We start from the raw sequence: 841 nt of genomic DNA, 5'->3' as shown, positions 1-841 counted from the left end.
TGGAGCCCCGAACGGAGTTGAGCTATGGCTGGTCGCTTGGTCACGGACGAACTTTGGAACGAAATCGCCGATTTGTTCCCGCCTGCGGAGCGGAACGGAACCCGCGGCAGAAAGCCCGTCGACAACCGGACGGTCTTCACAAGCTTGGTCTTCCTACTTCGTACCGGCATTGGCTGGCGTGATCTTCCGACTGAACTCGGCGTCAGCGAGAAAACTGTTCGTCGGCGACTCAATGTGTGGACCGAACAAGGTTTGTGGGAACGAATCTTCGAGCATTTGCTGAACAGGCTACGCGCATCCGGGAGGTTGAACCTCGCGGAAGTCTTGATTGATGGCGGGTTGAACAAAGCACCGTGCGGTGGCGAAAAGTCGGTCCGAACCCAACCGACCGAGGTCGCTGTGGCAGTAAACTGAATGTGATGACCGACCGAGCAGGGATTCCCCTGGCGGTAATCGTCTCGGCTGCGAACGACCATGACATCCGGTTCATCCTTCCGCTCGTGTTGCTCGCTTTTCCGGTCGTCGGCGGGGCGCCGGGACGGCCACGCATAAAGCCTGACCTCGTCAGAGCCGACCAAGGCTACACCTCAAAAGACCTGCTGGACCTGCTCGCATCGGTTGGGATTGAAGCTGAAATACCACAACAAGGGACCGCCCATTGCGAAGGACTTGGGAAACGACGGTGGCCAGTGGAGCGTGCTATCTCTTGGTTGAAGCAATTTCGCAGAATTGGAACGAGACGAGATCGTCTGTCCCGCGTTTACGAATCGATGGTCACGCTCGCTTGCATCTTGATTGCCCATCGAAGTCTGGCTGCAATCGCTTTTTGACCACACGCTCT

General features: G+C 57.2%; 2 protein-coding genes. Both read left to right on the top strand.

Annotation, left to right across the window (positions count from 1 at the left end; genetic code table 11):
• The first annotated feature begins 24 nt into the window (after positions 1-24).
• Positions 25-414, top strand: coding sequence for a transposase (locus FYK55_RS30205; protein WP_150080063.1), 390 nt, complete (start codon positions 25-27; stop codon positions 412-414).
• Positions 354-830, top strand: coding sequence for a transposase (locus FYK55_RS30200; RefSeq protein WP_150080062.1), 477 nt, complete (start codon positions 354-356; stop codon positions 828-830). The genes FYK55_RS30205 and FYK55_RS30200 overlap by 61 nt, the downstream gene beginning before the upstream one ends.
• The last annotated feature ends 11 nt before the right edge of the window (positions 831-841 follow it).

Source organism: Roseiconus nitratireducens (assembly GCF_008629675.1).
GTDB classification, from domain to species: Bacteria; Planctomycetota; Planctomycetia; order Pirellulales; family Pirellulaceae; genus Stieleria; species Stieleria nitratireducens.
The sequence above is the reverse complement of the archived record's forward strand: the minus strand, read 5'-3'. Positions and strand labels throughout refer to the sequence as shown.